This is a genomic window from Archangium violaceum, assembly GCF_016859125.1.
Lineage (GTDB): Bacteria > Myxococcota > Myxococcia > Myxococcales > Myxococcaceae > Archangium > Archangium violaceum_A.
Genome location: NZ_CP069338.1, coordinates 7,787,644 through 7,812,772 on the forward strand (window position 1 = coordinate 7,787,644; position 25,129 = coordinate 7,812,772).

At 66.9% G+C, this 25,129-nt stretch carries 22 protein-coding genes; 10 read left to right on the forward strand and 12 right to left on the reverse strand.

Annotated features, from left to right (window positions below; genetic code table 11):
* Positions 1-2: 2 nt before the first annotated feature.
* Positions 3-1,319, reverse strand: coding sequence for a type VI secretion system baseplate subunit TssK (tssK, locus tag JQX13_RS33425; RefSeq protein WP_203403524.1), 1,317 nt, complete (start codon positions 1,317-1,319; stop codon positions 3-5).
* Between the two features lie 236 nt (positions 1,320-1,555).
* On the reverse strand, positions 1,556-3,193 hold the full coding sequence (rtcR, locus tag JQX13_RS33430; RefSeq protein WP_203403525.1) for an RNA repair transcriptional activator RtcR: 1,638 nt from the start codon (positions 3,191-3,193) through the stop codon (positions 1,556-1,558).
* Between the two features lie 140 nt (positions 3,194-3,333).
* On the opposite strand from rtcR, the gene JQX13_RS33435 reads away from it, so the two are divergent.
* The 4 genes from JQX13_RS33435 (at position 3,334) to JQX13_RS33450 (ending at position 9,790) form a co-directional block, all read left to right on the forward strand.
* Positions 3,334-4,569 (forward strand): RtcB family protein, encoded by a 1,236-nt coding sequence (locus JQX13_RS33435; RefSeq protein WP_203403526.1) that lies wholly within the window; start codon positions 3,334-3,336, stop codon positions 4,567-4,569.
* Positions 4,570-4,785: 216 nt separating this feature from the next.
* Positions 4,786-5,805 carry an RNA 3'-terminal phosphate cyclase gene (gene rtcA, locus JQX13_RS33440; protein WP_203403527.1) on the forward strand — a complete coding sequence of 340 codons (1,020 nt, stop codon included), beginning with the start codon at positions 4,786-4,788 and terminating at the stop codon, positions 5,803-5,805.
* 607 nt (positions 5,806-6,412) lie between these two features.
* Positions 6,413-6,625, forward strand: coding sequence for a hypothetical protein (locus JQX13_RS33445; RefSeq protein ID WP_203403528.1), 213 nt, complete (start codon positions 6,413-6,415; stop codon positions 6,623-6,625).
* Between the two features lie 144 nt (positions 6,626-6,769).
* Complete coding sequence (locus JQX13_RS33450) at positions 6,770-9,790, forward strand: PAS domain S-box protein (protein ID WP_203403529.1); 3,021 nt, start codon at positions 6,770-6,772, stop codon at positions 9,788-9,790.
* Between the two features lie 164 nt (positions 9,791-9,954).
* Here JQX13_RS33450 and JQX13_RS33455 read toward each other — a convergent pair whose 3' ends face one another.
* From JQX13_RS33455 to JQX13_RS33475, 5 genes are all read right to left on the reverse strand, one after another.
* Positions 9,955-10,932: a type VI immunity family protein gene (locus JQX13_RS33455; RefSeq protein ID WP_203403530.1), complete on the reverse strand. Its 978-nt coding sequence runs from the start codon at positions 10,930-10,932 to the stop codon at positions 9,955-9,957.
* Between the two features lie 39 nt (positions 10,933-10,971).
* Positions 10,972-11,877 (reverse strand): VRR-NUC domain-containing protein, encoded by a 906-nt coding sequence (locus JQX13_RS33460; protein WP_203403531.1) that lies wholly within the window; start codon positions 11,875-11,877, stop codon positions 10,972-10,974.
* A 128-nt stretch (positions 11,878-12,005) separates the two neighbouring features.
* Positions 12,006-12,182 carry a hypothetical protein gene (locus JQX13_RS33465; RefSeq protein ID WP_203403532.1) on the reverse strand — a complete coding sequence of 59 codons (177 nt, stop codon included), beginning with the start codon at positions 12,180-12,182 and terminating at the stop codon, positions 12,006-12,008.
* 535 nt (positions 12,183-12,717) lie between these two features.
* The gene (locus tag JQX13_RS33470; protein WP_203403533.1) at positions 12,718-12,954 is read right to left on the reverse strand and encodes a hypothetical protein; all 237 of its coding nucleotides are present in this window, start codon (positions 12,952-12,954) and stop codon (positions 12,718-12,720) included.
* Positions 12,955-13,031: 77 nt separating this feature from the next.
* Entirely contained in the window at positions 13,032-13,724 is a 693-nt protein-coding gene (locus JQX13_RS33475; RefSeq protein WP_203403534.1) for a hypothetical protein, read from the reverse strand.
* A gap of 226 nt (positions 13,725-13,950) precedes the next feature.
* Between JQX13_RS33475 and JQX13_RS33480 the strand changes: the two genes are divergently transcribed.
* From JQX13_RS33480 to ruvA, 4 genes are all read left to right on the forward strand, one after another.
* Positions 13,951-15,090, forward strand: a complete 1,140-nt coding sequence (locus JQX13_RS33480; RefSeq protein ID WP_203403535.1) for a response regulator — start codon at positions 13,951-13,953, stop codon at positions 15,088-15,090.
* A gap of 100 nt (positions 15,091-15,190) precedes the next feature.
* Positions 15,191-15,940, forward strand: a complete 750-nt coding sequence (locus JQX13_RS33485) for a YebC/PmpR family DNA-binding transcriptional regulator (protein WP_203403536.1) — start codon at positions 15,191-15,193, stop codon at positions 15,938-15,940.
* Positions 15,941-16,026: 86 nt separating this feature from the next.
* Positions 16,027-16,602 carry a crossover junction endodeoxyribonuclease RuvC gene (gene ruvC, locus JQX13_RS33490; RefSeq protein ID WP_203403537.1) on the forward strand — a complete coding sequence of 192 codons (576 nt, stop codon included), beginning with the start codon at positions 16,027-16,029 and terminating at the stop codon, positions 16,600-16,602.
* Positions 16,599-17,210, forward strand: coding sequence for a Holliday junction branch migration protein RuvA (gene ruvA, locus JQX13_RS33495; protein ID WP_203403538.1), 612 nt, complete (start codon positions 16,599-16,601; stop codon positions 17,208-17,210). The genes ruvC and ruvA overlap by 4 nt, the downstream gene beginning before the upstream one ends.
* A 97-nt stretch (positions 17,211-17,307) precedes the next feature.
* Here the strand turns inward: ruvA and JQX13_RS33500 are convergent, their stop codons facing one another.
* Positions 17,308-17,955, reverse strand: coding sequence for a TraR/DksA family transcriptional regulator (locus JQX13_RS33500; RefSeq protein WP_203403539.1), 648 nt, complete (start codon positions 17,953-17,955; stop codon positions 17,308-17,310).
* A 206-nt stretch (positions 17,956-18,161) separates the two neighbouring features.
* Between JQX13_RS33500 and JQX13_RS33505 the strand changes: the two genes are divergently transcribed.
* Complete coding sequence (locus tag JQX13_RS33505) at positions 18,162-18,755, forward strand: hypothetical protein (protein ID WP_239014007.1); 594 nt, start codon at positions 18,162-18,164, stop codon at positions 18,753-18,755.
* 31 nt (positions 18,756-18,786) lie between these two features.
* Here the strand turns inward: JQX13_RS33505 and JQX13_RS54625 are convergent, their stop codons facing one another.
* The 4 genes from JQX13_RS54625 to JQX13_RS33530 all read right to left on the reverse strand — a co-directional run bounded on the left by JQX13_RS54625 (position 18,787) and on the right by JQX13_RS33530 (position 23,953).
* Positions 18,787-20,964, reverse strand: coding sequence for a PAS domain-containing sensor histidine kinase (locus JQX13_RS54625; protein WP_239014008.1), 2,178 nt, complete (start codon positions 20,962-20,964; stop codon positions 18,787-18,789).
* Entirely contained in the window at positions 20,964-21,515 is a 552-nt protein-coding gene (locus tag JQX13_RS33520) for a methanogen output domain 1-containing protein (RefSeq protein ID WP_203403540.1), read from the reverse strand. The genes JQX13_RS54625 and JQX13_RS33520 overlap by 1 nt, the downstream gene beginning before the upstream one ends.
* 126 nt (positions 21,516-21,641) lie before the next feature.
* The gene (locus tag JQX13_RS33525) at positions 21,642-22,715 is read right to left on the reverse strand and encodes a hypothetical protein (protein WP_203403541.1); all 1,074 of its coding nucleotides are present in this window, start codon (positions 22,713-22,715) and stop codon (positions 21,642-21,644) included.
* The gene (locus tag JQX13_RS33530; protein WP_203403542.1) at positions 22,712-23,953 is read right to left on the reverse strand and encodes a zinc-dependent alcohol dehydrogenase; all 1,242 of its coding nucleotides are present in this window, start codon (positions 23,951-23,953) and stop codon (positions 22,712-22,714) included. The genes JQX13_RS33525 and JQX13_RS33530 overlap by 4 nt, the downstream gene beginning before the upstream one ends.
* Before the next feature lie 116 nt (positions 23,954-24,069).
* Between JQX13_RS33530 and ruvB the strand changes: the two genes are divergently transcribed.
* Positions 24,070-25,107 carry a Holliday junction branch migration DNA helicase RuvB gene (ruvB, locus tag JQX13_RS33535; RefSeq protein ID WP_203403543.1) on the forward strand — a complete coding sequence of 346 codons (1,038 nt, stop codon included), beginning with the start codon at positions 24,070-24,072 and terminating at the stop codon, positions 25,105-25,107.
* Positions 25,108-25,129: the final 22 nt, after the last annotated feature.

Genomic DNA, 25,129 nt, shown 5'->3' on the forward strand with positions numbered 1-25,129 from the left:
GTTCAGTTCTCCTTTCGGATGAGGAGGGAGATGGCGGAGGGGGTCTGGACCTCGCGCTGCTCGAGAGTGTTCTCGAGCAGCAGCCGTTCATCGGGGCGGATGAAGGTGGGGTTGGCCTCGAGGGAGAACAGGAGCGAGTGGGGACGGGGCACCAGGCCCGGGCGGCTTTCGACGAGCTCGCGGCGGGCCCCGAGCGTGCGCGTCTCACGCATGAGCCGGTGACGGCTCTCCGAGCCGATGCGGCAACTGGCCACCCACCCGAGGAGCTGCTGACGGGTGGTGTTGGGCCCACCTTGAACCTCGAGCACCAGCTCGCGGCCCATCCAGCTCGGGAGGAAGCGCGTGGAGAAGCCGCCCCCCTCGGGGTCGAGCTTGACGCGGGTGTAGGCCTCGGAGACGCCTTCCTCCAGTGTGCCCTCGATGAAGGAGAGGACCGACTCGAAGGAGCGCAGGAGCTCCCGATGTTCGTAGGCCGGGAAGGCGGGCGGAATCCGGCTCTCGCTCAGTGGGGCGAGGTGGCCGGCCAGTGTGCACAACGCCAGGTAGAGGCCAAAGGGGTGGGGCGTGCCCGAGCGAAGCACGGCCTCGAAGGCCGGGAGTCCGGCGACGATCCAGCGCAGCAGTTGCTGGTTCTCGGCGAGCTGCGTGGGCTCGGCTGCCCGGGCCCTGAGTGCCTCCACCAGACTGGCGGCCTTCTGCCGGATGCGCAGGGTGATCCGGTCGCACCGATCTCCGAGTGGCGAGTCGAAAGGCACCGCCATCAGGGGGGGCAGGTACTCCTCCACGGAGAAGGATTCGTGGTTGCGGCGGACCTCGAGCAATGGGAGTGCGCTGTATCCGGCGGGGGGAATATTCGCGAACAGCTCGAGCCGTGGTTGGAGCTGGACAATGCGCAGGGGCATGTCTCCGGTGCTCTCGTCGACGAGTGGCTCGCTCGTGGTGGAGACGAAGCGGCCGGGGCCGGGGACTCCACTTTGTTCGCAGGCAACGGCCACGTGCATGCGCACCGGACGCTGCCAGTCCACACCTTTCAGGCTACCGAGCGAGAGCTGCAGCTCTTCTCGCGCGTTCGCCCGGTGGGAGATGATGAGCCCGTCGGGAAGAATGGCCTCCAACTCCAATATCCGAAGCGTGCCCGCGAGGAGCAGTGAACGATCGTACTGGAGCTGGCGCACGCCCCAGTGGAAGGGCATGGCCAGACCCAGATGGTAATGGAGGAGCTCTTCGTAGCGGCGGTCCTGTTGTTGGAAGTGCTGGGGGGCGAGCAGCATCCCTTCGTGCCACTGCACGGCGGCGGGAAGATCATGAGCGCGAGTCATGCATGTATTCCTCGAGCCGAAGACGGAGCCCGGCTCTTCGGGTCGCTCTCGTCGAGTGACCCGCTGTCGATGAGCGGTAGAGATGGAAGTGAAGAATGTGATGCGGGTGCGAGGCCGTACGTCGGCACACTCGCGGTGGCGAGGTCGCGGCTCTCGTTCACCCGTCAGCCTGCTCCGGGTCCTTCTCCAGCGGGCCCAGGGTCAGGTGTGGTTGGCGGCCGAGGGTGGGGCTCCGCTCAGGCTTCTTCGGCGATCGCTCGTCCGGACACGTCGGCCCAGCTCAGGCCAAAGCGGGCGAGGTACTTCCGCAACCGGTCCGCGTCGTTGACGCTCTTCTTCTGTGCTCGGGATTGCGCGAAGAGGGCCCGACCCGCGTCGGACATCGAGCGCGCCTGTCGGCACACATCGAGCACCTCCGCGAGCTGTGCCCGATCGAAGCGATCCAGCTCCGCCGCCCGTTCCTCGCCGAGCACCCGCACCACGAGGTCCACCGAAGCCTCCCGCCTGGGCCCGCTCCTGGACCACGCGGCGCGCAGTCGCTCCAGCTCTTCGTCCACGCCCTCGCGGGTGATGCGCCCGCCCGGGGCGAGCGTGGCCATGCGCAGCACCGCCGCGTTGAGGTCGCGGAAGTTGCCGCTCCAGCGCGCCTCGGGCGACGTGGCGAAGCGCAGGAAGTGCTCCTGGGCCTCCTTGTTCATCGTCACCCGCGTCCCCATCACCTGGGAGGCCTGATCCAGCTCGTAGAGGAGGTTGGGGGCGATGTCCTCGGGCCGCTCGCGCAGGGGCGGCAGGCGGAAGGTCCACAGGTTGATGCGCGCCAGCAGATCCTCCCGGAAGCGTCCGCGCTCCACCTCGGCCTGCAGGTCCCGGTTGGTGCCGGCGATGAGCTGGAAATCACTCTCCACCTCCTTGTCCGAGCCCACCGGCAGGAAGCGCTTGTCCTCGAGCGCTCGCAGCAACATGGCCTGCTCATCCGCGCCCAGCTCGCCAATCTCATCCAGGAACAGCACGCCCCCATTCGCCTGGCGCAGGAGCCCCGGCCGGTCCGCCAGCGCTCCGGTGAAGGCTCCCTTCACGTGGCCGAAGAGCGCGGACATGGCCCCATCCCCGCGCAGGGTGGCGCAGTTGATGTCCACGAACGGACCGCTCACGTGCCGCCGCGCCTTCTTGAGCTGGTAGATGCGTCTGGCGAGCTGGGACTTGCCAGCCCCCGTGGGCCCGGTGAGGAGCAGTGGCGCGCGAGAGCTCGTGGCCACCTGTTCGATCCGCTCGATGAGCCGGTTGAAGGCCGGGTTGCGCGTGTCGATGCCCGCCTTGAGGAAGGACAGACCCTCGCGCTGCTCCTGCTGGAAGCGCCGCGCCAGCTTGTCGTACTTCGACAGGTCCAGGTCGATGAGGGCGTGGGAGCCCGGGCCGCCGTAGTCCCTCCCCGAGGGAGGTGGAGACGTCTGGATGAGCCGCGCGGGGATGTGCCGGCTCTCCGCCAGGAGGAACATCGTTATCTGGGCGATGTGCGTGCCGGTGGTGATGTGGACGAGGTAGTCCTCCTGCTCGGGCTGGAAGGGGTACGCCTTCGCGTAGTCGAGCAGCGCCGTGTAGGTCTCCTCCAGGTCCCACGGGTTCTGGATGTCCATGGCGGTCAGGCGCACCCGCGTCTCCGGTGACACCTGGGCGATGTCCTCGGCCACCTGCCGGGCCATTTCGGCATGGGCGCTCTGATGGAGCAGCTCCAGGCGGTGCACCAACAGGTCCTCCTGCTGACAGAGCGCCACCGTGGGGCGCCACTTCTCCCAGCGCTTGGGGCCCCGCCCCGCGTCGAGGATGGAGCCCAGCATCCCGATGACCACCGTCTCGCGCGCCCGAGTCTTCGCCATGCGGATAGGATTTTATCCTGGAGGATAGACGGACGGGCAGGGGATTCGCGCGCTCCCTCGGGGAGGAAGCTGGCACGCGGCCTGCTCTACCCCCTCGCGTGCCCGGCAAGGCCGAGGCGAACGGACTGAAGGAGACGGTCATGCAGACGCAGCGCAACTACGAGGTTCTGTCGAACGAGGCGGGTGGGGTGCCCATCAAGGCGTGGACGGTGGGTGTGCCGTTCGAGGACGAGGCGAAGAAGCAGTTGCGCGCGATGGCGTCCCTGCCGTTCATCCACAAGTGGGTGGCGGTGATGCCGGACGTGCACCGCGGGTTCGGCGCGACGGTGGGGAGCGTGGTGGCGACGGCGGGCGCGGTGATTCCGGCGGCGGTGGGGGTGGACATCGGCTGCGGGATGATCGCCGTGCGGACGACGTTGCGCGCGGAGCAGCTCCCGGACTCGCTGGGGAAGGTGCGCTCGGCCATCGAGCAGGCGGTGCCGCACGGCCGTACCGACAACGGGGGCCGCAACGACCGGGGTGCGTGGAAGGACGCGCCCGCCATGCACCGCGAGGCGTGGGCCCGCCTGAAGCCCGGCTATGACGCCATCATCGAGAAGCACCCGCACATCAACCGGGGCCCGGACCTCGGGCACCTCGGGACGCTGGGGACGGGGAACCACTTCATCGAGGTGTGCCTGGATGAGTCCGGCCAGGTGTGGCTGATGCTGCACAGCGGTTCGCGCGGGGTGGGGAACCGGATCGGAAGCCACTTCATCGAGCTGGCGAAGGAGGACATGCGCCGCTTCTTCATCCATCTGCCCGAGCAGGATCTGGCGTACCTGCCCGAGGGGACGGAGCACTTCGAGGACTACCTGCACGCGGTGAGCTGGGCGCAGGAGTACGCGGCGATGAACCGCGAGCTGATGCTGCGCTCGGTGGTGGAGGCGCTGAAGGCGAGCGGTGAGCTGCCGGAGTTCGAGCTCACGGAGGCGGCGGTGAACTGCCACCACAACTACGTGTCACGCGAGCACCACTACGGGAAGAACGTCCTGGTGACGCGCAAGGGGGCGGTGCGGGCGCGAGAGGGGGACCTGGGGATCATCCCGGGCAGCATGGGGGCGCGCTCGTACATCGTGCGAGGGAAGGGGAACGCGGAGGCGTTCGAGTCGTGCAGCCACGGGGCGGGTCGGGTGATGTCGCGCGAGGCGGCGAAGCGGCGCTTCACGCTGGAGGACCACGCGAAGGCGACGGCGGGCATCGAGTGCCGCAAGGACGCGGAGGTCATCGACGAGACGCCGGGTGCGTACAAGCCGATCGACGCGGTGATGGCGGCGCAGGCGGACCTGGTGGACGTGGTCCACACGCTGCGCCAGGTGGTGTGCGTGAAGGGATGAGGCGTGGACCCGAAGAAGGGGGGACCCGACATGGGAGGAAACACATGAGGGGATAGAGACATCGAGATGCCCGCTCTCTCCGAGACTTCGGTCGCTAGGATGAGGGAGCGGGCATCGCTACGTGCGGGGGGGGATGCCCCCTCTCCCTTCGGGAGAGGGCTGGGGTGAGGGTATGTCGGGCCCGTGAAGGGCACAGTGGCTCGAGGGGTTCAGAAAATGATTCGCATCGATGGTTCGAAGGGAGAGGGAGGGGGACAGGTGCTGCGCACGTCGCTGGCGCTGTCGCTGGTGACGGGGACGCCCTTCCAGATGGTGAATATCCGAGCGGGACGCTCGAAGCCGGGGCTGCTGCGCCAGCACCTCACCGCCGTGAAGGCGGCGGCGGCCGTGGGAGACGCGGAGTTGGAGGGGGCGGAGCTGCACTCGAAGGAGCTGACGTTCCGGCCGAGGAGCCTGAAGGCGGGGGAGTACCACTTCGCGGTGGGGACGGCGGGGAGCGCGACGCTGGTGCTGCAGACGGTGCTACCGGCGCTGCTGAAGGCGAGCGGGCCGTCGATGCTGGTGCTCGAGGGCGGGACGCACAACCCGGCGGCGCCGCCGTTCGACTTCCTGACGAAGGCGTACCTGCCGCTCCTGAGACGGATGGGGCCGAGCGTGGAGGCCACGCTGGAGCGGCCCGGGTTCTTCCCGGCGGGAGGAGGGAAGTTCCTGGTGGGCGTGGAGCCCGCGCCGCTGAAGCCCCTGCATCTGCCCGAGCGGGGAGCGGTGTTGCGACGTCAGGCGACGGCGCTGATCGCGCAGGTGCCGTACGAGGTGGCGAAGCGGGAACTGGAGGCGGTGGGGCGGAAGCTGGGGTGGTTCCCGGAGGAGCGGAAGGTCGAGGAGGTGAAGAACTCGGCGGGGCCGGGGAACGCGCTGACTCTCGAGGTCGAGAGCGAGCACGTGACCGAGGTGTTCACCGCGTTCGGGGAGCGGGGTGTGCGAGCGGAGGACGTGGCCGAGACGGTGGCGGAGGAGGCGCGGGTCTACCTGGAGGCCGGGGTACCGGTGGGGGAGCACCTGTGTGATCAGCTCATGCTGTTGCTCGCGCTGGCGAGAGGAGGCTCGTTCCGGACCCTGCCCCTGGATGGACATGCACAGACGCAGATTGAAACGTTCGCGCACTTCCTCGACGTGAAGGTTTCCGTCAGCGAGGTGTCGCCGCTGGTGCGCGAGGTGGAGGTCCGGGGGGCGTAATCGGTCCAATCCTGGGGCTATCCGCGCGCCCCTGGTTGTGGTCGCGTTCTTTTCGGAGGGTGGGGTTGGCTATGCCTCATGCGATGGATTCTTCCAATATGTCCCACTCACAGGTGAATTGCTGAAATGGACCGCGGGGGCGAGGGAGTGGAGGCGGGAACCGTATGGTGCGGTGCGGTGGCTGGATTCCGAGAATTTCGAAATCGAGCTTCGTCCGTCCAACTCCCCGTCTTCGATCACTCCCTGAGACCAGAGGCTGACCTGGATGGATACACGCTCCAGGCCATCCGCATCGCGGCAGACGATCTCCTGGATGCGGACCCGACGGGTCTCCCTTGTGGAGAGAAGCAGGTCTCCTACAGGTACCGGGCCCTACGAAAGGGTGACGTCATCTTCGTTCGGATCGAGTTCAAGCCAGAGAACTGCGGAAGGACCGTCGGTATGCTCGATGATGGGGCAACCTATGCGATCAGCGTGGACGGGCGAATCCTGAGGCGGGCTCTGGACGGAGGGGAGCCCTGACCTGCCCCGCAGGCGCCGGATGCAGTCGAACGTCGTGCCCCGGGCATGCTTTGATGGGGCCGTGGCCGACTTCACCGAAGAGCAGATGGATTCCGCACTCCGCCGCGCCAGCGAGGAACTGTCCTTCCCCAGTTACTACGAGGCCTGTGTCCGGCCCCTGTTGCGCAACCCCGAGGGTCATTGGCCCCGGTGCTGCGGCGGGGGCTGTGAGCCTTGCGCGCAGACGCTCATCCAGGTCGCGTTGCGTACCCTGGAGATCCTCGGGACGCCTCGCGTCACGCCGCTTCCGGAGTGGTGAGCACGGGCACGTGCCCCCTCCTCGCCTGCCTCTTCGCTCACCTGGGGAACGGTCTCACGGCTTCTCGCTCGATCCCCACGAAAGAGGGGTTGTCCCGCGCCACCCCCTCTGGCCTCCTCTCCGTGACGTTCTTATCCACTGAGGATGGAAGAGCAGGCGAACCTGGAAGGGATCCTTCAAGGTACCTCCTCGCGAGGGGAGCATCTCTCCGACCGCACGTTCCGGCGCCTCTTCGAAGCCGTCCCAGGGCTCTACCTGGTCCTGGATCCAGACCTGATCATCGTCGCCGTCAGTGATGCCTATCTGCACGCCACGATGACCCGGCGTGAAGACATCCTGGGCCGGCCCATCTTCGAGGCCTTTCCCGACAATCCGGACGACCCGCATGCCACGGGGACGAAGAACCTGGGCGCTTCCCTGAGGCGCGTCCTGGCGAACAAGGCCACGGATACCATGGCCGTGCAGAAGTACTCCGTCCGCCGGCCCGCGTCGGAGGGAGGCGGATTCGAGGCGAAGTACTGGTCACCGGTCAATTCCCCGCTCCTGGACGAGTCGGGCGACGTCTCCCACATCATCCACCGGGTCGAGGATGTGACCGAATACGTCCAGCTCAAGGAGCGAGGACGCGAGCAGCGCAGGCTCACCGAGGCGCTCGAGAGCCGTGCTCATGAGATGGAAGCGGAGATCTATTGTCGAGCGCAGGAGCTCCAGCGAACCAATGCGCAGCTCGAGCATCGCACCCGGCAGCTCGAAATCCTGACGACCGCCGCTCAGGAGCTCAACTCGAGCCTTCAGATCGAGGACATCATGAGGTGCCTCGTCCGGATGTCCCTGGAGCTCGTCAACGCGGCCGGGGGAACCTGGGGACGCTTGAGGTCCGGCCGCATGATCTTCACCGAATATCTGAGGCGGCAAGGCCAGAACATCGAACCCCATTTCATCGTGTTCGAGCCGGAGGTGGGCGTTCCCGGTCATGTGATGGTCACGAGAGCACCCTATATCTCGAACGATGCGGCCCATGATCCTCACGTCCCTCCGCATCTCCAGAAGGCCATGGGCTTTCGCAGCCTGATCGACCTGCCCATCTTTGGCCGCTCGGGGGCGCTCCTGGGCTGTTTCGAGCTCCACGACAAGAAGGACGGCCAGCCCTTCACCCGCGAGGATCTGGAACTCCTCAAGGGGCTTGGCGCCTCGGCCGCGGTGGCGCTGGAGAACGCGCGCCTCTACGAAGAGGTCCAATCCGAGCGCAGGACGCTGGATGCCATCGTGAAACAGATGCCAGCGGGCCTCGCCCTCGTCGAAGCGCCGTCAGGCCGGGTCATCTATTGCAATCAGGAAGCGGAGCGCCTCCTCGGGCATTCTCTTTCCCCGGTCGACAATCCCGCACAGGGCACCCTTCATGGCGCCGTTCATGAGGACCTCTCTGCCTATGGGCCGGACGAGTACCCGATGGTCCGAGCACTCCGCCAGGGCGAGACCGTCAAGGATGAGGAGATGTTGTACCGAAGGGATGACGGAAGTTTCACGCACCTGTCCGTCACGGCGGCACCCATCCGGGATTCGGAGGGGCGGGTCATCCAGGCCGTCACACTCTTCATCGACATCTCCGCGCGGAAGGCCGCGGAAGCGGCGTTACATGACGAGCGCAAGTGGTTGGAGGCTCTGCTGGATCGCCTCCCCGTGCCCGTGGCGCTGATCGACCCGGCCACCCGGGAGTTCACCTTCAGGAACGAAGAGGCGAAGAGATTGAGTTTCCCCGTCCCGACCCATCTCTCCCAGGTGGATGGCGTGAAGTACTTCGCGACCGATGGGCGGGGCAGGCGGGTTTCCCTCTCGGAGCTGCCGAGAGTCAGGGTCGCCAGTGGCGAGACGTTCTCGGGGGTCGAACTGACCTGGCATACGCCGGAAGGCTCCCTCCCCCTCATCTTCAATGGCAGGCTGATGCCTGCCCTCCATGGGCGCCCCGCGCTGGCGATGCTCGTCTTCCAGGACATCTCGGGGTTGAAGAGAGTCGAGGCGGAGCTCAAGCAGAGCGAGACCCGGTTCAGGCGGCTCTTCGAGTCCAACCTGCTCGGGATCGTCTTCGGCGACATCGAGGGGGGGCTGTACGACGTGAACGAGTACTACGCCCGGCTCATCGGCTTCTCACGAGAGGAGATCCTGACGGGTCAGGTGCGATGGGATGAGATCACGCCGCCGGAGGAACTCGAGAAGGACAGGGCCGCGGCGAGGGAGATGCTCGAATCCCCGGAGGGAGTCTGTACCCCGTACGAGAAGCGATACGTCCTCGCGGATGGTCGCGTGGTGTGGATCCTCCTGGGCGTCGCCTTCCTCGATGAGAGCCGTTTCAAGAACGTCGCCTTCGTCCTCGACATCACCCAGGGCAAGGCGGCCGAGGAGCAGCTCGCGCGGAGCCTCTCCAGTGAGCAACTGGCCAGGGAAGACGCGGAGACCGCTTTGACCCAACTCCGGATGGAGCGGGAGCTGCGCGAACAGTTCGTGTCGGCGCTCAGTCATGATCTGCGGACGCCCCTGACCGCGGCGAAGATGAGCGCCCAGCTGATTCCCCGGCAGCCCAACCTGCCCGACAAGGTCTACTCGCTCGCCGCCAGGGTGAAGCTCAACATCGACCGGGCGGACCAGATGATCACCGACCTCCTGGATGCCAGCCGGATCCGCGCGGGGCAGGGATTGCCGATCGTGACGTCACCCTGCGATCTCCGTCAGGTGGTGGCCGATACGCTGGAGGATCTCACGACCGTTCACGGAGAGCGGTTTTCCCTTCAGGGGGAGGAGGGACTCCAGGGCTCCTGGGATGCCGATGCGCTCCGCAGGCTCACCGAGAACCTCTGCAACAACGCCATCAAGTATGGCGACCCCACCGGCCGGGTGACGGTGACCCTGAGCGAGGACGGCGACCAGGTGGAGATGTCGGTCCACAACTGGGGCAGGCCCATTCCCCCCGAGGAGCGGGAAGGGCTCTTCCAGCACTTCGCCCGCACGAGGAGCGCGGAGAGCAGTGGAAAGAAGGGCTGGGGGATTGGTCTCACGCTGGTGAGGGGCGTCGCCGAAGCGCACGGGGGATGCGTTCGGGTGGAGAGCACCCAGGAGCACGGGACGACCTTCCGGGTGCGTCTCCCCAAGGGCTCGAGGCCTCTTCACTGAACCGAGGAGTGAGTCAATCATTGCGACAAGAACCAGGGGCCAGAGGATGCCGGAGAGTGCCGTTGCCGATTTCGACATGAGGCATTTTGCCCCCAGGCGCCTGTTGCAAGCCATTCCAGGGGAACTCGCTCATCGCGCAACTGCTTCGGCGAAGAGGGGGCGAATCATCGTCCTGACGAATCGCGCCGACGGGGACCAGCAAATCGACGCAACCATTGCCGGGTGAACTCCTCTGGCTCAACACCCTCAGGCGTATCCATCAATATATCATCGTACTGAGCCTGCAAGGGCCTCAAGACTTCATAGAGTTGACAGTAATGAACAGGAAGCATGTTCCGCTCCAGATCTCCGAACTCGGGTTGCGGCCCCGCTTGAATCATCAAACCACCAGGGTAGGGATGAAATATGAAGTCATTCCCCAAGGACTGGATCAGAGCCTTCTGGCCGCCCACCTTTTCCAGGAGGGGGTCCCCCACGATAGTGAGCCAATTCACGCCTTTGATTCCCTCCGAGAGCAATCTGGACTCCAGGTGAGGCATTTCGATTTCCAGCCCGGGGAAACGCTTGACCAACGGGAAGACGAGGGGCTCGATCGCGCGAGCCTCCGAGCCTTCCATGCTGCGCAATAGCCCCAGGCCTGCATAGCCGTGAAAAGGCGAAAGTCTACAACACCAGGCGTGGACAAGCTGCTGAAAGAAGCCAGCGGGGCGCCCGAGCAAGAAACGGAAGGGCAAGGATGCGCTGACATAACCCAGGCGACGAAATGGACGGTGGCGGCCCAGGAGCGCATGTAAATTGTAGTGACTTGCTTGATGATAGGCCTCGGCACCCGTCGCCGCCATCTCGAAGCTCTCGGCCTCCGGCAAGGCGCGAGCTACGTCAGTCATGGGGCCGAAAGGCTGATGGCTGATGTCCCTGGGACGTTGCTCCCCAACCACTCCCCAGCGCAAGTGCTCACGAACGAGTAGAATGTACTCATCGATGCACTCGGCGGCCTTTTGGCGGACGCTGGCTTTGTGGGGGTCTTCCAGGTATAGAGTCATGGTGAGACCAACCCGTGCAACGGGCTGTCCCAATTCGTCTGTCACTTCCAACGTATCCAGCGAATCAGCCGTGACACTTTCGAGATCGGGCGTTGGCAAGAGCGTTCTCCAGGGTGAGGGATACGAATACCACTCGGTTCATGGTAGCGCAGGTCTGGCAAACAGCGATTGGAAGAGTGCTCGTGCAGCCGCGCCGGTCCGTGCAGCAGCCGCAGTGGTACCTGCTCCCGCGGCGGCCTCCCCCACGGGACCCTCGAAGGGAGAAATGAGCAAAGCGATTGTTGCCGCGGTCCCAAGTACGGTCACCACTCCCCATCCAGCTGTTTCAAGTAGTGACTTCCAATCAACCCCAGGCGTATTGAGCCGCTCGTGAACGCTCTTGACGGAAGGGGCATAGACTTCCTGAGGCGCGGTCCTTTTCTGCCCCTTTCGACAGTCGCAGTTCTTCGTGCTGGAAGAGACATTACGAAGTTCCGTTTTGGATGAGCCCATCACGGCAAACCGGCTGCGCCCGCCCGCTATATCGGTGTAGTCCACCTCCCGGTCCTTGCTCAGCGAGTCTCCCATGAACTTGATTTCCACGACCCTGTCGATGTTTCCAGTATCTGGTGGACGAGAAGGATCGTTCACGATGACGACATCTGGAATCCGGACCTTCCCCTGACCTCCTTCGAATTCATTGATCTCCTCCTTCGCTCGGGCCTGCCAGTAACGGGAAGGCTCCGTGCCTGGAGAATCATTGCCCTTCGGCTCACGGTGCATGAATGGCGTGGGATGAGGCTTGGCGTCCATATTGTAGGCGATTTCCGCCTTGTATCGGCTCTTCCAATTCAGCTCGGAGTCCGCTTTTCTCAGAGTCTGTTTCAAGCACTCCTGCATTCCGTTCCGCCCGGAAGGGCTGATGGACGGATTGGCTTCACAGCAACACACGATCGCGCATAGCAGTTCTTCGTCAAGCCTTTTGACGAGTGCACGTCTGGCGGCATCTTTTGCTTGCGCCGTTGTGTCAGGGCAGCCCTGGATGATGCCGCAGAGTTTCTTCATTCCTTCGTCCCCCGCCGACAACCCCTGGGAGAAGACCATTACCACGGGCGAAAGCGTCTGAACGCATGGGGATTCCAATGTCATTCTCTCCTTTCTCGATAACTTGCATGGTGTGTCTTATGGTGGAATCACGGGCGATTCTTCATGATCAGGCTCCAGGTGCGAAGAGGAGCCTGTGTCAACACCTCGAGCATGCGCATGTCACTGCTCGCGCCTTCACGCATCAGGATGGATGCGATGGCGTTTCTCTCGTGGAAGCCAGGGCAGATGGTGACATCCAATGTGACAAAGCAATAGAGGTCCATGCCTGAACTCAACCCGAAGCGTCGGGCAGTCAGGCATGATTGGAAGACCTTCTCGAAGAGAGTTTCGTCCGACAAGCTGGAGATGTGCTCAGGCCATGTTTGCCTCAGGTACTGGCATAACTCCGGCACGACCTCCCGCCTGTCGAATTCCTCCTGAAGGGCCTTCTGTGTGGATTGTGGAATTCTAAACAAGTTCTTCCCCCGAGGTTTGCACTAGGAAAGCCTACGCGAGCCCGGCAGTGCAAGTCCTTCGACACCGTCTCGGAAGCCAAACCGGTCCCTGAACGACAAGGTGAACCACACCGGGCCGGAGGTGATACATGCGCGGGTGCGCCGAGAAGTTGGTGCCGGTGGTTGCGCTCATGAGGGCGAGGCAGACGCAGTGGGCGGTGGGTTACCGGGGGGGCGTGTGCTGGGTGGCAACCGCCTGGCGGTGAGTGAAAAGAGGTTGAAGCCGCCGCGAGGCTTCCGTGGTGCGGTGCAGCCCGGGCAGTCTCTGCTGGTGGACGGCCAACTTCCAGGTGTCCTCCTCCTGCTACATGACAAGCGAAGAGAGGAATGCCTGCCGCGACATGATGATTGCCGTGCCAGAAGCGAAGTGGGAAGGGCTTGAAACCCAATCGGCGCCGGTGCTGAGCCGCTTGCTGCTGCGGATGGCGGCGAACGTCAACCCAGCCAGGCCGCGTGAGCATCCACGCAAGCCCGTTGAGTCAATCATTGCGACAAGAATCAGGGGGCAGATGCCCGCGAGCGCCATTGCCGACTTCGACATGCGGCGTCTTGCCCCCAGACGCCTGCTGCAAGCATTCCAGGGGGGCTCCCCCTCATCTCACCTTGAAGCGGGGGACCTCAGAACAGGCGCACGCCCAGGCCCAGGCGCACCCCATAGCCCAGCCGCGTCTGTGTCACCCCGCGCAGCTCCTTGAACACGTCCACACCCAGCTCGCCCACCGCCGACAGCGACAGATCCTCGCCGAGGTAGACCTCCGCGCCTCCGCCCGCCATCGGCTTCACCCGCCACGTCCCGCTCGGGCTCAGCCCCAGGTCGTACGGCACCTCCACCAGCCCCACCACCGACACCGTCTCCGCCGCCCGCCAGGTCGCCACCAGCGCCGGGTTCAGCCGCAGGAACCACCCTTCCAGGTTCTGCTCGTCGAAGTACCGGCTCCCCGTGCTCCCCGTAAGCCCCAGCCCCAGCTCCGGCGCCACCGCCCAGGTCCCGTTCGTCCAGAGCTGCCGCCTCACCACTCCCTCTCCCGTCACCGACAGCCGCAGGTAGTCGAACCGCGCCCGCGCTCCCAGCTCCCAGCCCCCGGTCCCCTGCCGGTACGCCACGCCCACCTCCGGCACTCCCACCCACCCGGAGACCGCCGTCGCCCCATCCGGCAGCGCCGCTGGTGCCACCACCGCTCCGAAGTTCTCCCGATTCGTTTCCAGCCGCACCGCTTCGGTCGTGGGCGCGGATGGCGTCTCCTGCGCCCTCGTCTCCTGCGCCACCGCCACCAGCGGCATGAGTGTCCACACCAGCATCAGTCGCGTCATAGGCCGCGCACTCTGGCGCCTCGCCCCCCGGCCCGTCGAGCGTTTCCTTTCCCTCACGCTTGACACTTACCCAACAATTTCAGGTAGTTGGCTTCCGGTGACACACTCTTGTCAGGTATAGCGGGGAGCACACGCGTTTCCAGATAGTCTTCTTTCGCGGAACCTCGTATTTTTTTGCTGGAAGTGGATGTCCGCTCTTCCAGGCTTGTCGCTCCAGGAGCTTCTCATGGCTGCCAGCACGCCCCGCGCCACAGTCCTCGAGCCCACTCCGTCTTCCGCCTCCGCGGACGTCAGTCCCCGGCGGCGCTCCAACCGTTTCCGTCCGCGCGTCCTGCTCGTCGAGTCCGACAAGGACGCGCGCGCCTCGCTGGCCATGGGTCTGGTCGGCGCCGGCTTCGAGGTGCTCGCCGCCCCGGCCATCGAGGACATCCTCGGGGATCTGGGCGAGGGCCGCCCGTTGCCGCATCTGGTCATCGTCCCCGCCGAGGCCACCGGTGATGGCATGGAGGGCTTCACCCTCTGCGCGCGGCTGCGCGCCGACGCCCGTACCGAGCACCTCCCGGTGTACCTGCTCTCGCGCCACGAGGAGCCCCACCATCGCGAGCGTGCCGACGCCGTGCGCGCCGACGACTACCTCCTCCAGCCCGTGCCCCCGCAGGTGCTGGTGTCGCTCGCCCGGTTGAAGGCCGGCCGCGGAGCCTTCGCTCCCGCCTACGAGGCCCATACCCTCCGCATGCCCCTGGTGCAGGTGCTCCATGCGCTGCTGTGCGGCTCGCGCGCCGGCCGCGTGGAGCTGCGCGACAACGAGGGCTGGCTGTCCTTCCGCCAGGGCCACGTGGTGGACGCCTCCTTCGATGGGGAGCGGGGGCTCACCGCCATCCGACGGCTGCTCTTCTTCGGCTCGGGCGCCTACGCCGTGTCGTTCGGGGAGGAGCTCGTCGAGGGGAAGCCGCTGCTCAACCTGAAGATCTACGCCGCGTTGCTCATGCCGGCCGCCGAGCGTTTCGCGGCCCTGTGCACCCTGGGCATCCCCCTGTCCGCCCGCCTCACCGTGGACTTCAAGCGGCTGGCGGACGTGCTCAAGTCCCTGCCCGACGACGTGGGCCAGGTCATCCGCCTCTTCGATGGTCAGCGCACCGTGCACACCGCCCTGCTGGAGTGCGGCCTGCCGGAGGTCACCACCCTGGAGGTGGTGACGCTCCTGTACGCGCAGGGGGTGCTGGTGCCGGCCAATCTCATCGCCGAGCGCGAGCCGGTGCCCCAGTCCATCCCGCCCTTCTTCGAGCCGGTCCTGCGCGCCGAGGAAGAGGAGGAGGAGCCCTTCTCCGAGGCCTTCGAGTCCTCGAGTCCCTCCCGGGCGGCCTGACCCGGGCTGGCCCGGCGCCGCGCCGGAAGTCATCGGTGTTTGACTCGCCTCTCCGTCCGAGGCAGAAGGCGCGGCATTCTCCCAGGAGCGTTACCTCCCCATGTCCGGTCACAATCGATGGTCGAAGCTCAAGCGGTACAAGGCCGCGATGGGTGCGAGCAAGGGCAAGCTCTACTCCAAGCTCATCAAGGAGCTCACCGTCGCGGCGCGGCTGGGCGGGGGCAACCCCGAGGGCAATGCCCGGTTGCGCGTGGCCATCCTCGCGGCGCGCGAGGCGAACATGCCCAACGACAACATCCAGCGCGCCATCAAGAAGGGCACCGGCGAGCTGGAGGGGGAGAGCTACGAGGAGATCGTCTACGAGGGCTACGGCCCCGGGGGCGTGGCGGTGATCGTCGAGTGCCTCACCGACAACCGCAACCGCACCGCCAGTGACGTGCGCTCCATGTTCTCCAAGGAGGGCGGCAACCTGGGCGCCGAAGGCTCGGTGAACTGGATGTTCCACAAGAAGGGCGTCATCACCGTGAAGCCGGGCCCGTCCGAGGATCTGGTGATGGAGAAGGCCATCGAGGCCGGCGCCGAGGACGTGCTCAACCAGGGCGACGAGGGCTTCGAGGTGCGCACCGCACCGGCGGACCTGCACGCGGTGGCCGCGAGCCTGGAGCAGGCGGGCCTGAAGCTGGGCGAGCAGAAGTGGACGTACATTCCGCAGAACACCGTCCGCATCGAGGGCGACAACGCCAGGAAGATGCTCAAGCTGATGGAGCTGCTCGAGGACAACGACGACGTGCAGAACGTGCACGCCAACTTCGAGATGGACGAGGCCCTCATGGAGTCGCTCTCCGCGTAGTGGGGGAGACGGGCACATCGACAGGGGGGCGGCCCGCGCGTTATAGGGCTGGCTGAACCCCTGTTCCGTTGTCCCCGGAGAGGAATTTGCGCGTTCTAGGCATCGACCCCGGCAGCCGCTTCATGGGGTATGGCGTGGTGGAGGAGCGGCGCGGCAGGCTGGTCCACGTGGGTCATGGCGTCATCAAGGTGGACCCCGATGCCCCGCTGGAGTTGCGGCTGAAGGACCTGCATGGCTCGCTCCTGACGGCCGTGAAGCTCTACAAGCCCCAGGCGGTGGCGGTGGAGGGGGTCTTCACCTTCCGCAACGCGCGCAGTGCGCTCATCCTCGGGCACGCCCGTGGGGTGGCGCTGCTGGCCGCCGCCCAGGCGGGGCTCTCCGTGCACGAGTACCCGCCGGCCCGGGTGAAGCGCGCGGTGGGCGCGGGCGGAGCCGCCGACAAGGACGCGGTGGCGCGCATGGTGTGCACCTTCCTCGACATCGAGATTCTGGAGCGCGCGGATGCCAGCGACGCGCTCGCGGTGGCGATCTGCCACCTCAATCAGGGCCGGGCCGGTGTGCCGCTCGCGGGCGTCAAGGTGTCGAAGACGCGGCGCAAGTCGGCGCGGGCCCAGCTCACGGACAGGTTGACGCCGTCCTATCGGCGACCGGAGGCGCGATGATCGCTGCACTGCGCGGCACCGTTCAGGAGAAGAGTCTCGAGGAAGCCATCATCGACGTGGGGGGCGTGGGGTACCGCGTGTTCTTCTCCTCGCTCACGTTGGGGCGGCTGCCTCCGGAAGGCGAGCCCGTGCAGGTCCGGGTGCGCACCGTGGTGCGCGAGGACGCCTTCGAGCTGTTCGGCTTCCTCTCCCGTCCCGAGGAGGAGCTGTTCCTCCTGCTCAACTCGGTGTCCCACGTGGGGCCGAGGCTCGCGCTGGCGGTGCTCTCCGGCATGGAGGTACCGGAGCTGGTGGCCGCGCTCGGCCGGGGCGAGGTGTCGCGCCTCACCAAGATTCACGGCGTGGGGAAGAAGACGGCCGAGCGGCTCGTGCTGGAGCTCAAGGACAAGGTGAAGACGCTGCACCTGGAGCAGGTGGCGACCCAGGCGACGTCGGCCGCGCCCGTGGCCGGGCATATGGCGGACCTGGTCTCGGCGCTGGTGAATCTGGGTTACAAGCAGCCCCAGGCGGAGAAGGCGGCGGAGTCCGCGGGCGAGCGGCTCGGCGGCGAGGCCGCCTTCCAGGCCCTCCTCCGCGAGGCCCTCAAGGTTCTGCGCACCAGTGCCTAGCTCCCTCTCCCTTCGGGAGAGGGGAAATGGCAGGGGATGACATCCGGGGCTTCTACCTCCGCGCCATCGCCCGGCGCGTGGTGGAGGGGGCTCGCGGTCAGAAGTAGGTGACGATCACCTGGGGCTCGGGCGGCACGTCCGGGACGCCCTCGCGCTTGCGCTGACAGGCGGCACAGCACTCCGCCCAGGGGACGATCTGCAGGCGCTCCAGGATGATGGGGTCGCCACAGTCCTCGCACTGGCCGTACTTCGTGGCGTCCGTGGCCAGCTTCTGGAGGGCCCGTTGGACGCGCGGGAGGAGCACCGGATCGCGCTCCTCGCCGGACTCCGCCGCGTCCCGGAGCTGGTTCTGCTGCTCCTCATCGAGCGACGTCCACACCCAGTCGGGGGGTTGCCGGCCCGAGAGGACATAGTGCAGGACGTGGAGCTGGTGCTCGGCCTCGCGGCGCTGGGCCTCGCGGCGCATGCTCATCAGCCCCGGGTGCTCCATCAGCCGCGCGAGGCGCTTCTGGACCTCGCGCCGCATCCCGGCGTCCTGGGTGATGACGTCGATGTAGGCCGCGGGGGTGAGGCCGTGGGGTCCGCAGATCTGTTGGAGCACACGTTCGAAGATCGGTTCGATGCCGACCGTCGCGGCGGTGGGAATCCATCCGGTGGACGAGGCCAGCGCATCGAGGGTGGTGAGGACCGTCCGGTGGACTTCCTGCCAAGGCGGGGGGGGACCTTCTGGGGAACCGATCGTCATGCCTGGAATCATTTAATCACAGCGGGGCCGGGGGCACACGGGGACTTCCCTTTCAGTGCGAGGGGTGCCCAGGACCCTCGACCGGGTCTCCTTCCAGACGGGAATGAAGTCGTACGTGGGGTAGAGTCCGGTTACGGGCAGGTGCGCCAGGAGGAAGAGCTGCGATGACCGGTGCTTCGCGGTGGTGGGAGAGTGCGAAGGAGTGGGTGGGCAAATTACCCTCGGGGTTGTCCAGCCAGGTGACGGTGGACGTGGCCCGTCGGAGGTTGCGGCTGCCCCACGCTCGGGTGGAGGCCCTCACGCGCTCGGCGCTGCGCAACGTGCGCGCGCTCACGCTCGGGGACTGGGTCAACCTGTCACAGACCTATGACGTGCGGTTCGAGGTCTCCGGCTGGAAGCTGCGGGCGGAGGTGGCCGTCGAGCGGTTGGAGCTCGCGTCGGGTCGCTACAACCTGACGTTGCTCACCCCGGGCCGGGTGGAGCTGGAGGAGTCCCGGGCGGCCTCGGCCCTGGTGCAGGGGGTGCTGCGCCTCGGCGGGGGAAAGGCGGCGCTGCGCACGGTGCTCGACCAGGTGATGCCGGAGGGGTTGAGCTGGGACGGGCAGCGACTCCGGGTGTCCGGAGCACTCCCGAAGGAGGGCGTGGTATCCGCGCGCCTCTTCGAGTCCTCCTCGCTGGTGATGAACGCCGAGCATGAGCTGGAAGGGCTGTGGCTCTCGGCCGAGGCGTGGCCCGGCCTGGTCGATCTGATGCAGGCCGTGCTCAGCGCGGACCTGCCGCGCAAGCCGCCGGGGACCTGAGCGGGCGAGCGCGCCAGAAGGGTCCACTGCGTCAGGTGTCCGCCTCGTCCTTCCTCCGCAGGAGGTTCCGCCCGGACAGGTCGGGGAGACGGAACTCCTCCTGGAAGTCGCCAGCCCCGGGCCCTCCCGGTGCCTCGCCAACGCTCTTCAGGAGGGGGAGCCGCACGATGAAGGTGGCTCCCCTGCCCAGACCCGCGCTGTGCGCCTCGACGCTTCCGCCATGCATCTCGACCAGGTGCTTGACGAGGGACAACCCCAACCCGAGGCCCCCGTGCTTGCGCGTGGTGGAGGAGTCCGCCTGGCGGAAGCGCTCGAAGAGGTGAGGGAGGAAGTCGGGCGCGATGCCCTCACCGGTATCGGCCACGGTGATGACCGCCTGCGCGTCCCTGTGCTGGAGCAACACCTCCACCTGGCCGCCCGCGGGGGTGAACTTCACCGCGTTCTGCACGAGGTTCCACACCACCTGCTGGAGCCGCGTGGCGTCGCCTCTCACCGGGCCCACGTTCGCATCGAGCCTGGAGCGCAAGTGAACGCCCCTGGCCTCGGCCGCGGGCCGTACCGTGTCGATGGCGGCACCCACCACGCCGGGCAGCATCACGGCCTCGACCTCCAGACGCAGCTTTCCCGTGAGGATGCGGCTGACATCCAGCAGATCTCCCACGAGCTGTGCCTGGTGGCGTGTGTTGCGTTCGATGACCTCGAGCGCCCGCTTGTGTTTCTCCGGCGAGAGGGTGCCTTTGCGCAGCAACTGCAACCAGCCCAGCATGGAGGTGAGGGGCGTGCGCAGCTCGTGGCTCACCGTCGAGAGGAAGTCATCCTTGAGACGGCTGGCCTCCTCGGCACGATGGCGCTCCGTCTCGGCGGTTTCGAAGAGCCGGGCATTCACCAGCGCGATGGAGGCCCTTCGCGCCACCTCTTCCGCGACGAGCAGATCCTGGGGCTCGTACAGGCGTCTGGAGTCGAGGTGGACGAGGAGGAGCGCCCCCATGACCTGGCTGCCCGAGAGCAGGGGCAAGGCGACTCCCGCGCTGGGGGCGCCCTCGCGCAGGAGCTCCAGGTGCTCGCGGCTCCGGGCCACGCTCTCGAGGAGCTCGTCCGTCATCGGGGAGAGCAGCTCGCTTCGCCCCGTCCGGAGCACGGTGCCCACCCCGTGGCGTGCATCGAGCGAGGGGAGATGCTTCTCGAGTGCCGCACTCACCAGCCGGGTTCGTGCGGAGTCGATGTGGTGGGTGGTCAGGAGCCTGGGGAGTCCGTCCTCATCGCGCACGAACACGCCGCACCAGTCGGCGAAGCGCGGGACCAGCACGTGCAGCAGGCGGTCCATCGTCTCCGCGAAATGGAGGGAGGCCGCGAGGGCGGTGGACGCATCGACGAGCAGGCGCAGGTGCTCCTCGGCGCGCTTGCGGGCCGTGAGATCGATGGCGAAGGCCACGCCCTCCTCGGCGTTGTCCAGGAAGGTGGCGGAGGCCACGAGGACGGGCACCCGGTGGCCATCCGCGTGCAGATACTCCTTCTCGTAGGGGGGGTGACGGCCCGTGTGGATGAGGAGCTCCACGTGGGCCTGATCGGACATGGTGTATTCGGGCGGGGTGAGCCGGCGCCAGTTCAGCCGGCCGGACTCGAGATCCTCGCGGCGGTAGCCCACCAGTTGGAGGAAGTCATCGTTGGCGTAGGTAACCTCGCCGGTCAGCTTCCAGAAGAAGACGCCCACGATGTTGGAGTCGACGATCCGGCGCAGGCGCGCTTCCGACGCACGAAGGGCCTGCTCCACCTCACGCCGCCGGGACACCTCCCGCGTGAGCTCATCCACCTTCTGGCCCAGCAGGCCGAAGGCCGCGCTCCCCCCGACCTCGTTGGAGAAGCGCACGAACACCAGTGGCTCACGGTCCTCTCCCCTCATGCCGAGCCGTGCCCCATGGCAACCCCGGCGCACCCTGCTCCCGGAAGGGGATTTGAGGGTGAAGCCTCCTGGCAGGGGGTCGGTACTTCGCGCGCAGATCCTGAGGAAACCGCTCACACGCTCGGGGGCTTCCTCCGTGAGCTCCGTGAGCGACCGGCCGTGCAGTGCGGACGCCTGGAGTCCCAGCAACTCCCGGCTGGCGGTGTTGCTGTCGACCACCTCGCCGCTCGCCGTGACGAGCAGCAAGGGCTCGGGCAGCAGGCGGGACAGAAGGGAGAACAGCTCTGCCGGACCGACGGTGGTACCCATCAGTGCGTGCGAATGTATTCGCGCCCCTCGACGGATGGAGCGGCGGTGGGCTTCAGATAGACCACCACCCGGCAGCCCTTGTCTCCCCGGGCGATCGTCTGCTCCAGCGACACCTTGGCGTAGCCCAGGTTCTCCGAGGCGATGAAGCCAAAGACGTTGGACGTCATCATGCACAGGGAGGGGCGTCCGAGGACCTTTTCCGCGAAGGGGCAGGCGAGATTGCCCAGGACGATCTTCTCCTCATCCTGCTCGATGATGAAGAAGTCCCCCTGGATGCGGCGCTTCAGATCCACGAGCACCTGCGCGACCTGCTCACGGTTGAGCTCGGGGAGGGCCAGGGCCTTCTTGTAACCCTCGTTCATCTCCTCGCCCATGCGTTGGCCCACCACGCTGACGAAGCCGGAGGCCTCCTTCACGCCCACCACCTCCTCCAGGGTGCCAGCCAGGTGGCGCAAGAGCGTACGCAGGAAGACATCGCGCTCCAATCCTGTCTCCAGCTTTTCGATGGACGAGGCTTCGGAAGGGGTGGTCTGGGTGGGGTCGGGGGTCATGGATGCGATCTCGAATGTTGAACTCCGGGCTCTAACGAAACACCGGGTTTTTGCACCTCCATTCAATCGACTGTTGTCGAAGAACGGACAGCGGCCGGGCAGTCACATGCCTGGCCGCTCATTTTCTCAGGCGGCACGGCGGGCCGCGGGTGTTGGGCGGAGGTCCCCGTGGTTCGGCGCGGGCAGGGTGATGGTGGGCGAGAGGCCCGGTGCCACCAGCGAGCTCGTCAGCAGCGAGGAGGGGTGGAAATTGACGAAGGAGCCCTCGACTCGAGACGGGCCCGCGAACACCTTCTCCACGATCATCGAGGAGTATTGCTCCAGCGAGTTCTCGCGGGTGTTGCCATTGAGCACCACCTCCCAGCCCATCTGCTCGGCGTAGGAGCGCACTCCGGGGATGCGCGACTGCAGCGGCGTATAGCTCTCCGACGCCACGCCATTCTCGCTCACCACGAACACCTCCTTGTCCGTGGCCACCGCGAGCGACATGTTCCCCAGGGTGTGCCCCGGCGTGGCCAGGATGGCCGCGCCCCGGCCCAGCCACGTGTCCCCCTCCAGCTGCACCACGCGCTCCTCCGGCACCCCGTCCGTCCCGCCCGGCACGTACCAGACCTTCTCCAGCGGGTGCAGGTTCTTCACGGACTCCCACTCGGCCCGCTGCACCAGCAGCTTCGCCCTCGGGAAGTACGCCGGCTCCCCATCTCCGCCCAGCCACCGCCGCACGTCCTGGATGTGAAGGTGATCGTACGCGATGTAGTCCACGTCCTCCGGCTTCAGCCCCAGCGCCGCCAGGTGGCCCTGCACCGTGCCGATCCGCCGGGTCATCACCTTATCCGAGAGGAAGTCGCCGTACTTCTCGCGCAGCGACTTGTAGAAGGGCGCCGCCTGGCCGCGCTCGTAGTCGCTCGGGTTGAAGATCAGGGTGCGCGTCACCCCGTCCTCCAGGTACTGCACCACCTGCATCCGGTTCGTCATCATCACGTAGGGTGCCGGGGACAGGGCTCCTCCGCTGAAGGCGAACTGCGACGGGTAGGGGAACGTGACGAGGTTGCACGTGGCCAGCGCCGCCACGGGGCCCCCGGCCGTGAAGGCATCACGTGCCTGCTGCGCGGCCCGGCGGAGCTTCTTCAGGCGGACGGCGGACACGGACTCGGCACGGGCCTCGTTGAGGAAGGGCAGGGGACGGAACGATGGATTCATGGGTTCTCCGAGAGATCGAAGACGGTCTTCACCGACTGCGAGCGGCCACGCGCCAGGTTTGCCTCGATGGCCTCCTGGTAACGCGCGAGCGGAAAGGTATGTGTCACCAGCATGCTCGGGTCCGGGCCTTCCCGGCGGGCGAGCAGCTCCAACACCAGCTCGAAGGTGTGCGCGCGCCGGCCCCGGAAGCTCTCCAGTCCGTACACGTAGGAGCCGAGCAGCGTCAGCTCGTTGCGCCACACCATCGTCCAGTCCACGCGCTCGAGGAGCCCCGCCGCCCCCACCAGCACCACCTTCCCCAGCGAGCGAGTGTAGCGCAGCGAGTCCTGTACCGAGGCCGCGCTGCCGATGCAGTCGAACGTCACCTCGAAGCCGCCCATGAGCGCCGGCGGGCCGAGGATGGGGCGGTACACCTTCGCCCCCGTGCGCCGCGCCACCTCCTCGGCCTCGGCGGTGTCGTCCCGCATCACCCGGAAGGCCTCGTCCGCCCCGAGCTGCCGGGCCAGCCGCAGCTGGTAGTCCTCGGCCGCGAGCAGCGTCACGTGGCAGCGCGAGCCCAGCGCGCGGATCGCCCACAGGCACGCGAAGGCCACCGGTCCGCCCCCAATCACCAGCACCCGGTCCTCATTCTTCAGCGGTACCTTCAGCACCGCGTGCAGGCTCACCGCCAGGGGCTCCACCAACACGCCCGCCTTGTCGCCCACCTCTTCTGGCAGCGGGTGGAGCTGCGAGGGGTGCGCCACCATCTCCGTCCCCATTCCCCCCGGCAGGTCCTTCTGGAAGCCGAGCATCTGCCCGGGCGCGAGGCAGCCCTCGGCCGTGTGCTCGCAGCCGTTCTCCTGGCCGGAGGCGCACGGTGGGCAGGGCGGCTGGATGCCCCGCAGGCGGCAGGGGAGCAGCGGGTTCACCGCCACCTTCTGGCCCACCTCCACGCCGCGGGCCTGGGGCCCCAGCTCCGTCACCTCGGCGAGCACCTCGTGTCCCAGCACGGCGGGGAAGCTGTTGAAGGGCTCCATCTGTGGGCTCAGCTTGAAGAAGAGCGTCCCCATGTCCGAGCCGCACAGTCCCGTCAGCAGCGGGCGCAGCCGCACCCAGTCCGGTCCGGGCAGGGTGGGGGAGGCCAGGTCACGCAGAGAGAGACAGCTCCCGTGCCCGTAGTGCGCCTTCGGGTAAAGGCCACCAATCCCCTTGGCGAGGACGTACTTGGGGATGGAGAGTTCGAAGACGAGTCCCTTCACGGCGGGCTGGCTCCCTGGGCAGGCTGCCTGACGGCGGGAGGGCGGAGTCTAGCGCCGAGAGAGGACCCGCGACACGGGGTCCGTTCTGGTAGGGTGACGGCAGAGGGTTGACTGGTATGGCGAAGTCGAAGCGGAAGTCCGACGACACGCTCACGGGAGAGGCGCTCAACGACGAGGTCCGCGTCGAGGCCTCGCTGCGTCCGCGCACCTTCGACGAGTACGTGGGCCAGAGCGCCGTCGTCGACAAGCTCAGGGTGTACGTCCAGGCGGCCAGGAGCCGCGGGGAGGCGCTGGATCACTGCCTCTTCTCCGGGCCCCCGGGTCTGGGCAAGACGTCCCTCGCCTACCTCATGGCCACCGAGCTGGGCGTGGGCATCCACGTCACCAGCGGCCCCGCGCTCGAGCGCAAGGGGGACCTGGCGGGCCTGCTCACCAACCTCAACGAGCGCGACATCCTCTTCATCGACGAGGTCCACCGCCTCAACGCCGCCATCGAGGAGTATCTCTACCCGGCCATGGAGGACTTCCGGCTGGACATCACCATCGACACCGGGCCCGCCGCCCGGGCGATGAAGATCGACCTGCCGCCCTTCACCCTCATCGGCGCCACCACCCGCACCGGCCTGCTCACCTCGCCGCTGCGCGACCGCTTTCAAATCCAGGAGCGGCTCGAGTACTACGAGCCCAGGCACCTGGAGATGATCCTCAACCGCTCGGCGCGCATCCTCGGGGTGAAGCTGGAGCGCGATGGCGCGAGGGAGATCTCCACCCGCGCCCGGGGCACGCCCCGTATCGCCAACCGGCTGTTGCGCCGGCTGCGCGACTTCGCCCAGGTGGAGGGCGATGGCCGCATCACCCAGGAGCTGGCCGCCCAGGCGCTCACCCGGCTCGGCGTGGACGCCTCCGGCCTGGACGCGATGGACCGGAAGATCCTCCTCACCATCCTCGACAAGTTCGGCGGGGGCCCGGTGGGCGTGGAGACGATCGCCGCCAGCGTGGGCGAGCAGCGCGATACCATCGAGGACGTGTACGAACCGTTCCTCCTGCAGGAAGGCTTCCTCCAGCGCACGCCGCGGGGCCGCGTGGCCACGCACCACGCGTATTCCTATTTCAACAAGAAGGCGCCCACCTCGGCGCAGGGGACACTCTTGTGAGCACCACCGCGACCGCGGCCCA

Excerpts from the sequence above, each read along its gene's own strand:
- tssK (WP_203403524.1), bottom strand. The coding sequence starts at position 1,319 with ATGACTCGCGCTCATGATCTTCCCGCCGCCGTGCAGTGGCACGAAGGG.
- rtcR (WP_203403525.1), bottom strand. The coding sequence starts at position 3,193 with ATGGCGAAGACTCGGGCGCGCGAGACGGTGGTCATCGGGATGCTGGGC.
- JQX13_RS33435 (WP_203403526.1), top strand. The coding sequence starts at position 3,334 with ATGCAGACGCAGCGCAACTACGAGGTTCTGTCGAACGAGGCGGGTGGG.
- rtcA (WP_203403527.1), top strand. The coding sequence starts at position 4,786 with ATGATTCGCATCGATGGTTCGAAGGGAGAGGGAGGGGGACAGGTGCTG.
- JQX13_RS33445 (WP_203403528.1), top strand. The coding sequence starts at position 6,413 with ATGGATTCCGCACTCCGCCGCGCCAGCGAGGAACTGTCCTTCCCCAGT.
- JQX13_RS33450 (WP_203403529.1), top strand. The coding sequence starts at position 6,770 with ATGGAAGAGCAGGCGAACCTGGAAGGGATCCTTCAAGGTACCTCCTCG.
- JQX13_RS33460 (WP_203403531.1), bottom strand. The coding sequence starts at position 11,877 with ATGAAGAAACTCTGCGGCATCATCCAGGGCTGCCCTGACACAACGGCG.
- JQX13_RS33465 (WP_203403532.1), bottom strand. The coding sequence starts at position 12,182 with ATGGACCTCTATTGCTTTGTCACATTGGATGTCACCATCTGCCCTGGC.
- JQX13_RS33470 (WP_203403533.1), bottom strand. The coding sequence starts at position 12,954 with ATGTCGAAGTCGGCAATGGCGCTCGCGGGCATCTGCCCCCTGATTCTT.
- JQX13_RS33475 (WP_203403534.1), bottom strand. The coding sequence starts at position 13,724 with ATGACGCGACTGATGCTGGTGTGGACACTCATGCCGCTGGTGGCGGTG.
- JQX13_RS33480 (WP_203403535.1), top strand. The coding sequence starts at position 13,951 with ATGGCTGCCAGCACGCCCCGCGCCACAGTCCTCGAGCCCACTCCGTCT.
- JQX13_RS33485 (WP_203403536.1), top strand. The coding sequence starts at position 15,191 with ATGTCCGGTCACAATCGATGGTCGAAGCTCAAGCGGTACAAGGCCGCG.
- ruvA (WP_203403538.1), top strand. The coding sequence starts at position 16,599 with ATGATCGCTGCACTGCGCGGCACCGTTCAGGAGAAGAGTCTCGAGGAA.
- JQX13_RS33500 (WP_203403539.1), bottom strand. The coding sequence starts at position 17,955 with ATGACGATCGGTTCCCCAGAAGGTCCCCCCCCGCCTTGGCAGGAAGTC.
- JQX13_RS54625 (WP_239014008.1), bottom strand. The coding sequence starts at position 20,964 with ATGGGTACCACCGTCGGTCCGGCAGAGCTGTTCTCCCTTCTGTCCCGC.
- JQX13_RS33520 (WP_203403540.1), bottom strand. The coding sequence starts at position 21,515 with ATGACCCCCGACCCCACCCAGACCACCCCTTCCGAAGCCTCGTCCATC.
- JQX13_RS33525 (WP_203403541.1), bottom strand. The coding sequence starts at position 22,715 with ATGAATCCATCGTTCCGTCCCCTGCCCTTCCTCAACGAGGCCCGTGCC.
- ruvB (WP_203403543.1), top strand. The coding sequence starts at position 24,070 with ATGGCGAAGTCGAAGCGGAAGTCCGACGACACGCTCACGGGAGAGGCG.